Genomic DNA, 6,688 nt, shown 5'->3' on the forward strand with positions numbered 1-6,688 from the left:
CTCCGGCGGGGGCTTCGCGCACCGAGTGTGCGGGAAGCCCCCGCCGTCGTCATGAGGAGCAGACCTTGCCGTCCTTCGGCACGGTGCCCTTCAGCAGGTAGGCGTCCACCGTGGAGTCGACGCAGTCGCTGCCGTTGCCGTACGCCCCGTGGCCCTCGCCCTTCCAGGTGAGTTCCACACCGACGCCCTTGCCCAGCTCGTCGGCCATCTTCCGGGCGCCCTCGTACGGCGTCGCCGGGTCGCCGGTGTTGCCGACCAGCAGGATCGGCGCCGCACCGGGGGCGCTGACCTCCGGGGTGTCGTACTCCCCGGCCACCGGCCAGTCGTGGCACCAGCCGGCCGTGTCCCAGCCGAGGAAGTCGCCGAACACGGGCGAGATCTTCTCGAACGTGGGCAGCAGCTTCTTCGTCTGCTCGGGCGTCGGCCGCTGCTTGTCGTCCAGGCACGATATGACGCGCTGTGAGTGGGTCGTCGTGGCGTAGTGCCCCGACGCGTCGCGCTCGTTGTAGTCGTCGGCCAGCGCCAGCAGTTCGGAACCGTCGCCGTGCTCGGCCGAGTCGAGGGCGCTGGTGAGGGTGGGCCAGCTGGTCCTGCTGTACAGCGGGAGGACGATCCCGGTCAGCGCGAGCGTCTGGGTGAGCTTCCGCCCGGACGAGGCCGGCAGCGGCTTCGCGTCGATCCGCTTCAGCAGGTCCACGATCTTCTGCGAGCCCTGCTCAGGGTCCTGTCCGGTGGACTTCAGGTAGTCGTTCAGCGCCCGTTGGAAGCCCCGGGCCTGGTTCTCCGCGTGGCCCACCGCGTCCGCGCTCGGGTCGACGACCGCGTCGAGGATCAGCCGGCCGACGTTCTTCGGGAAGAGGTGCGCGTAGACGCCGCCGAGTTCGGTGCCGTAGGAGATGCCGAAGTAGTGCATCTGCTTGTCGCCGAGGACCTGGCGCATCAGGTCCATGTCGCGCGCGGTGTCGGTGGTGGAGACATGCGCCATCAGCGAGCCCGCGGCCCGTTCGCAGCCCTTGCCGAAGGAGGTGGCGTCCGCGAAGTACGCCTTCTCCTCGGCCGGGGTGTCGGGGGTGACGTCGATGGACTCGGCGGTCTGGATGTCCTTGTCGCTGCGGCAGCGCACGCCCTCGCTCGCCCCGACCCCGCGCGGGTCCCAGCTCACCAGGTCGTAGCGCTCGCGGAGTTGGGGCACGATCGCTGCGTACGACGGCATCGTGGAGATGCCCGAGCCGCCGGGGCCACCGAAGTTGAACAGCAGCGAGCCGATGCGCTTGCCCGGGGAGCCGTCAGCCTTCTCGCGGATCAGCGCGATGCCGATGGTGGAGCCGTCGGGCTTCGACCAGTCCAGCGGGGCCCGCATCGTCGCGCACTGCCAGTCGCTGCTGGGCGCGGCCGAGCCGCGGGTGGCCCTGCAGCGGCCCCAGTCCAGCTTCTGCGAAGTCAGCGAGGCGGGCAGGGCGGACGCGCCGGTGGACGCGGCCGAGGCCGACGGGCCGGTCGATGTGCCCTTCGCCTTGTCGTCACCGCCCCCGCCGGACGATCCGCCGCTGCATCCGGCGAGCAGGACGGCCGCGGCGACCGCGGCCGTCCACCGTACGAAACGCTGCATGTGCTTCCCCCTCACGAGCTCCCCGCATCGAGCCGCGGGTGAGCGGTGCGACCATCGTAGGCCGACCCGACCGAGCCCGCGCAGACCTGTGGATAACTCTCTGACCTGCGGATTTGTGCGGTTTTATGAGCAGACCGTCCCGGCTGCCGGCACCTTTCCGGTCAGCAGGTAGCCGTTCACCGCCTGCTGCACGCACCGGTTCTTGCTGTCGTACGCGCCGTGCCCCTGGCCCTTGTACGTCATCTCGACGCCGACCCCCGGGCCGAGGGCCTTCGCCATCTTCCCCGCCCCCTCGTACGGCGTGGCGGGGTCGCCGGTGTTGCCGACGACGAGGATCGGCGCCGATCCGGTCGCCGAGACGTCGGGGTGGTCGGCCGCGCCGGGCACGGCCCAGTCCGTGCAGCTCACCATGGACCAGGCGAGGTAGTCCCCGAACAGCGGGGAGGCGGCCCGGAACTCCGGCAGTTTCTGCTCGACGTAGCCGGGGGTGTAACGCGGCTTGTCGTCGGCGCAGTTGATGGCGATGTTGGCGGCGGTGATGTTGCTGTACTCGCCGTTCTGGCTGCGGCCGTTGAGGGAGTCGGACAGCAGCATCAGCGTCTTGCCGTCCCCGCTGTACGCCTCCTCCAGTCCCTGGGTCAGGTAGTCCCAGAAGTCCTTGGAGTACAGGGCCTGCGCGATCCCGCCGGTCGCCGCGGTCTGGGTGAGCCGGCGCGGGAAGATGCCCTGGATCGGCTTGCGTTCGAGGTCGGCGAGGAGTTTCGCGATGCGGTCCTTCACGTCCTGGGGGGTGTCGCCGACCGGGCAGCCGTCGCTCTGGGCCGTGCAGTTGGCGGCGTAGTTGTCGAGCGCGAGCTGGAAGCCGCGGGCCTGTCCGAGGGAGGCCTGCTCGGAGTTCTGCGTCGGGTCGACGACCGCGTCGAACACGGCACGGCCGACGTTCTTCGGGAACAGATGGGCGTAGACGCCGCCGAGTTCGGTGCCGTAGGAGATGCCGAAGTAGTGCATCTGCTTGTCGCCGAGGACCCGGCGCATCAGGTCCATGTCCCGGGCCGCGTCGGTGGTGCGCACATGCGGCAGCACCGACTCGGAGTGCTTCTCGCAGGCCGCGTTGAACTTCTTGGTCTCCTTGACGAGCTGGTCGCGCTCGGCGGCGTCGTCGGGCGTCGCGTCCTGCTGGAAGTAGGCGTCCAGCTGGGCGTCGTCGAGGCACTCCACGGGCTTGCTGCGGCCGACCCCGCGCGGGTCGAAGCTCACCAGGTCGTAGCGGGTGCGCAGGGCGGCGTAGTCGTCGCCGAAGGCGGGCAGGGTCGAGACGCCCGAGCCGCCGGGACCGCCGAAGTTGAAGATCAGCGAGCCGATGCGCCGGTTCGCGGGGCCGCTGGTCCGTGCCCGGATCAGCGCGATGCCGAGGGTGTCGCCCTTGGGCTTGTTCCAGTCCAGGGGGGCCTTCATCGTGGCGCACTGCCAGCGGGTGCCGTTCGGCAGCGGCGAGGGCGCGGAGCCGCCGCCCTCCGCCTCGTCGGGGGCCGGACAGTCCTTCCAGTCGAGCTTCTGCGCGTTCAGGTCCACGTCGTTGTCCGAGCCGGAGTCGCAGCCCGCCAGCAGACCGGACAGCAGGGCGGTGGCGGCGAGCAGGGCGACGGCGCGCGGGCGGGACGGCTTGGGCATGACTCCATCCTGCGGTCGCACGGAGCGGGCCGCTCGGGCCACGGGCCGTCCGAGGTACGGCGGCGCCGGAGAGGCGCACGGCCGCGCTCCCCGGCGGTGGGCCGCCCCGCGGCCCCTGGAGCGCCCCCTTGCGGATCGGCCGGCGCTCCCCCGAGGGGTCGGGCCGGAGTGCTCCCCGAGGGTCGAGCTGGAGCGCTCCCCGAGGGGTCGGGCTAGAGCGCGCCCTTGCGGGTCAGGTGGTTGAAGGCGAGCCAGCCGGGCAGCACCGGCAGCCACAGGGTCAGCAGCCGGTACAGCAGCACGGCCGGTGCGGCGACCTCCTTGGGCAGGCCCACCGCGATCAGGCCGACGGTCAGGGTGGCCTCCACGGCGCCGACGCCGCCCGGGGTCGGTGCGGCGGAGCCGAGCGCGTTGCCCGCGAGGAAGACGACCGCGACGCTGGCGATGCTCAGTGACGTCGACTGGTCGCCGAACGCGCGGATCGAGGCGTCCAGGCACATCACGAAGCAGGCCGTCAGCAGCAGCATCCCGCCGATGCCGGTGACGAGCTTCTGGGGCCGCTGGAGCACGTCCAGCATCCGCGGCACGACCCCCGCGAACAGCGACCTCACGCGCGTGACGACGAACTTCCGCAGCAGTGGCACCGAGGTCACCACGAGGACGAACACCGCCACCGTCAGCAGACCGGCGATGACCGTCCGGGACGGGGACAGCGACGGCGTCTTCTCGGTGCCGGTCAGATAGCCGAACGACAGCAGCATCAGGATGTGGCAGCCGAGGCTGAACAGCTGCGAGGCGCCCACGCTCGCCACGGCCCCGCCCGGCCGAACGCCGGAGCGCTGGAGGAAGCGGGTGTTGAGCGCGACACCGCCGACCGCGGCCGGGGCGACGATCTTCACGAACGATCCGGCGACCTGCGCGGTCACGGTCCGCAGGAAGGGCACGCGCTCCGGCACGAAACCGAGCAGCGACATCGCCGCCGCCACATAGCTGACGGCGGAGAACAGCACCGCGGCGGCGACCCAGCCCCACTGCGCGTCGGCGAAGAGCGTGCCGATCTCGAGGTGCGTGAGCTGGCTGAGCAGGTAGTACGCGCCGATGGCGCCCGCGATGAAGCTGATCAGGGTCCGCGGCCGCACCCGCTCGAGCCGGGCCGGCTCCACGGGGGCCTGCGGCCTGATCCGCAGCACCTGGTGGCGGATCTGGGTGAGCAGGTCCTCCTCGCGGGCCTCGTCGATGGCCTCGTCGATGGCGCGCTTCTCGGCCCGCGCCTCCGCCCGCACGGTCTTCTTGTCCGGATTCTCCAGCGCGGTGCGCGTGTCGTCGGAGGCCGCCTCGATGCGGGCCAGCTTGGCCTGCCGGGACGCCTCCAGGACCGCGTCGCGCTCGCGCTGCGCGCGCTCGCGGCCGAGGCGGCGCAGCGTCGCGCGCGTGGAGCGGGTGAGCGCGATCGGCTGGAGCATCGGCAGGCAGTTCGCGACGGCGTCCGGGCCGAGGACCTCGACCGCCGAGGACACCGCGCGCTCGGCGCCGACCCGCAGGCCGAGCGTGGTCAGCAGCTGCGCGACGTCCATGCGCAGCAGCAGGTCTCCGGCGGCGATCTCGCCGCCGCGCAGCTCGGTGAGGATCACGGCGCCGGAACGATCCACCAGAACCGCGTCGCCGGCGAGCCGGTTGTGCGCGATGCGCCGCGACTGGAGCGCCTGCACCTGGTGCCAGGTGTGCCGCAGCAGTTCGTCGGTGATCTCCTCGTCCGCCAGCGAGTCCAGCGTGCGGCCGCCGGTGTGCTCGTAGACCAGCATCACGGCGTCCGGGCCGAGCTCGGAGGTGGCGATCAGCTTGGGCGCGTTGGCCCCGGCCGCGATGGCGGCGTAGGCGAGCAGGGCCTCCTGCTCCAGGGCCTGGCGAAGCGACTGGAGACTGCTGCGGTTGGCGAAGCCGCGCAGGGTGAGGTTGCGCCACGCGCGGTAGAAGAAGCCCTGCGCCTGCTGCTCGCGGTCGACCACGGTCACGTCGAGCGGCGGGCCGTCCTCCAGGGTGACGAAGTAGCGCCGCCCCCGGTCGGTGTTGTCGGCGGTGTCGAGGTGCTCCTCGCGCGCGGCGCTCACGGGGTGGAAGCCGACCCTCCGCAGGCCCGCCATCAGTGTCCGCCCGGTCGGCCGGACGTTGGGCGAGCCGACGGCGTAGAGGGTGCCGTAGGCCACCGTCCAGCCGATGAGCACGGTCAGGATGATCGAGAACGGCGTCGTGTAGCCGGTGACCAGCATGGAGAACGCGTCGAGGAGCAGCACGATCCACAGCACGGAGCGCCAGCGCGGGCGGCGTGACATGCCGACGGCCGTCATGTACGCGATGACGGGCGCGAGATAGCCGTGGACCGGGTCGGTCAGCGCGTGGATGTCGCCGGGGGAGGGCTGGGTGAGCGCCTCCTGGATCGAGCCGGGGGCGGCCTTCGCCACCCACAGGTCGGTGGCGAGTGTCACACCGTGGGCGAGGACCGCGGCGAGCACGCCGTCGGCGATCCGCAGCCCGTCCCGCTTGATCAGCCGCTCGATCGCGAAGGCGACCGGGACCAGCAGGATCGCGATGCTGGAGGCCAGCCCGGCGATCTTGATCAGCAGGTCGGGGGCCTGCCCGGTGCCCTTGTTGATGTCCTGTTCGAGGCCCGAGGTGGTGCCGTGCGCGAAGCCCGCGATGGCCAGCAGGACGGCGATGGCGAGCACGCCCACCAGCAGCCGCATCAGGTCGGACGGGCGGTGCACGCGCGCGGGGAGCAGGGGTTCGTCGCCCTCGACCTCGTCCGCGTGGACCTCGTCGGGGTCGTCGGCGCGGCGCGCGGCGCGCCGGGCGGCGGTCTCCTCGGCGACCTGGTCGGCCTGGTCGGTCTGCTGGTCGGCGGGCCTGCCGGGCTTTTGCCCGGACTGCTTCCGCTCGGACTGCCGACCGGTGGGTCTGTCGCCCTGCCGCTGCTCGGACCGCCGGTCCGTGGTGCTGTCGGGCGTCCGGTCCGGACGCCGGCCGGCGGGCCGTTCGGGCTCCCGCTCGGCCCGTGCCTCCGAGGGCTTCGCGCCCCCGCGCCCGGTGGTCCGCTCGGTCTGTCGTTCGGCGGTGCCGCTGGCGTCAGGGCGCGCCGAACCGGCGGAGGTGCCCTCCGCGCCGTCGGGGTGCACGCCCTGCTGCTTCATGGTCTCTTCTTGATCTCGTATCACCAGTCACCGCCCGCATGATGGTGGCATGTCCCACCGACAGACGGGGGCATCAGGGTGCAATTGCGGGGCGCACAGTCTGCCGGAAGCGCCGCCGTGGAGCGAAGCACGCGCGCGGGGGCGAGCGCGTCGCCGTGTCGGTGGTCTCGGGCAGGATGGGTCGAATGAGCGAGGAGAACCCCCGGGAGGGGGCCTTGGGGGC

Annotated in this window: 3 protein-coding genes; all 3 read right to left on the minus strand. The window is 72.1% G+C overall.

All coding sequences use genetic code 11. The features are described from left to right. Nucleotides 1-49: 49 nt before the first annotated feature. On the minus strand, nucleotides 50-1,609 hold the full coding sequence (locus WN71_RS36040; RefSeq protein WP_046591212.1) for an alpha/beta hydrolase: 1,560 nt from the start codon (nucleotides 1,607-1,609) through the stop codon (nucleotides 50-52). A gap of 123 nt (nucleotides 1,610-1,732) precedes the next feature. Further along, entirely contained in the window at nucleotides 1,733-3,280 is a 1,548-nt protein-coding gene (locus tag WN71_RS36045) for an alpha/beta hydrolase (RefSeq protein WP_046591211.1), read from the minus strand. A gap of 212 nt (nucleotides 3,281-3,492) precedes the next feature. Further along, nucleotides 3,493-6,465 carry a lysylphosphatidylglycerol synthase transmembrane domain-containing protein gene (locus WN71_RS36050; protein WP_046591210.1) on the minus strand — a complete coding sequence of 991 codons (2,973 nt, stop codon included), beginning with the start codon at nucleotides 6,463-6,465 and terminating at the stop codon, nucleotides 3,493-3,495. Nucleotides 6,466-6,688: the final 223 nt, after the last annotated feature.

Origin of the sequence: Streptomyces mangrovisoli (assembly GCF_000974985.2) — a bacterium.
GTDB classification, from domain to species: Bacteria; Actinomycetota; Actinomycetes; order Streptomycetales; family Streptomycetaceae; genus Streptomyces; species Streptomyces mangrovisoli.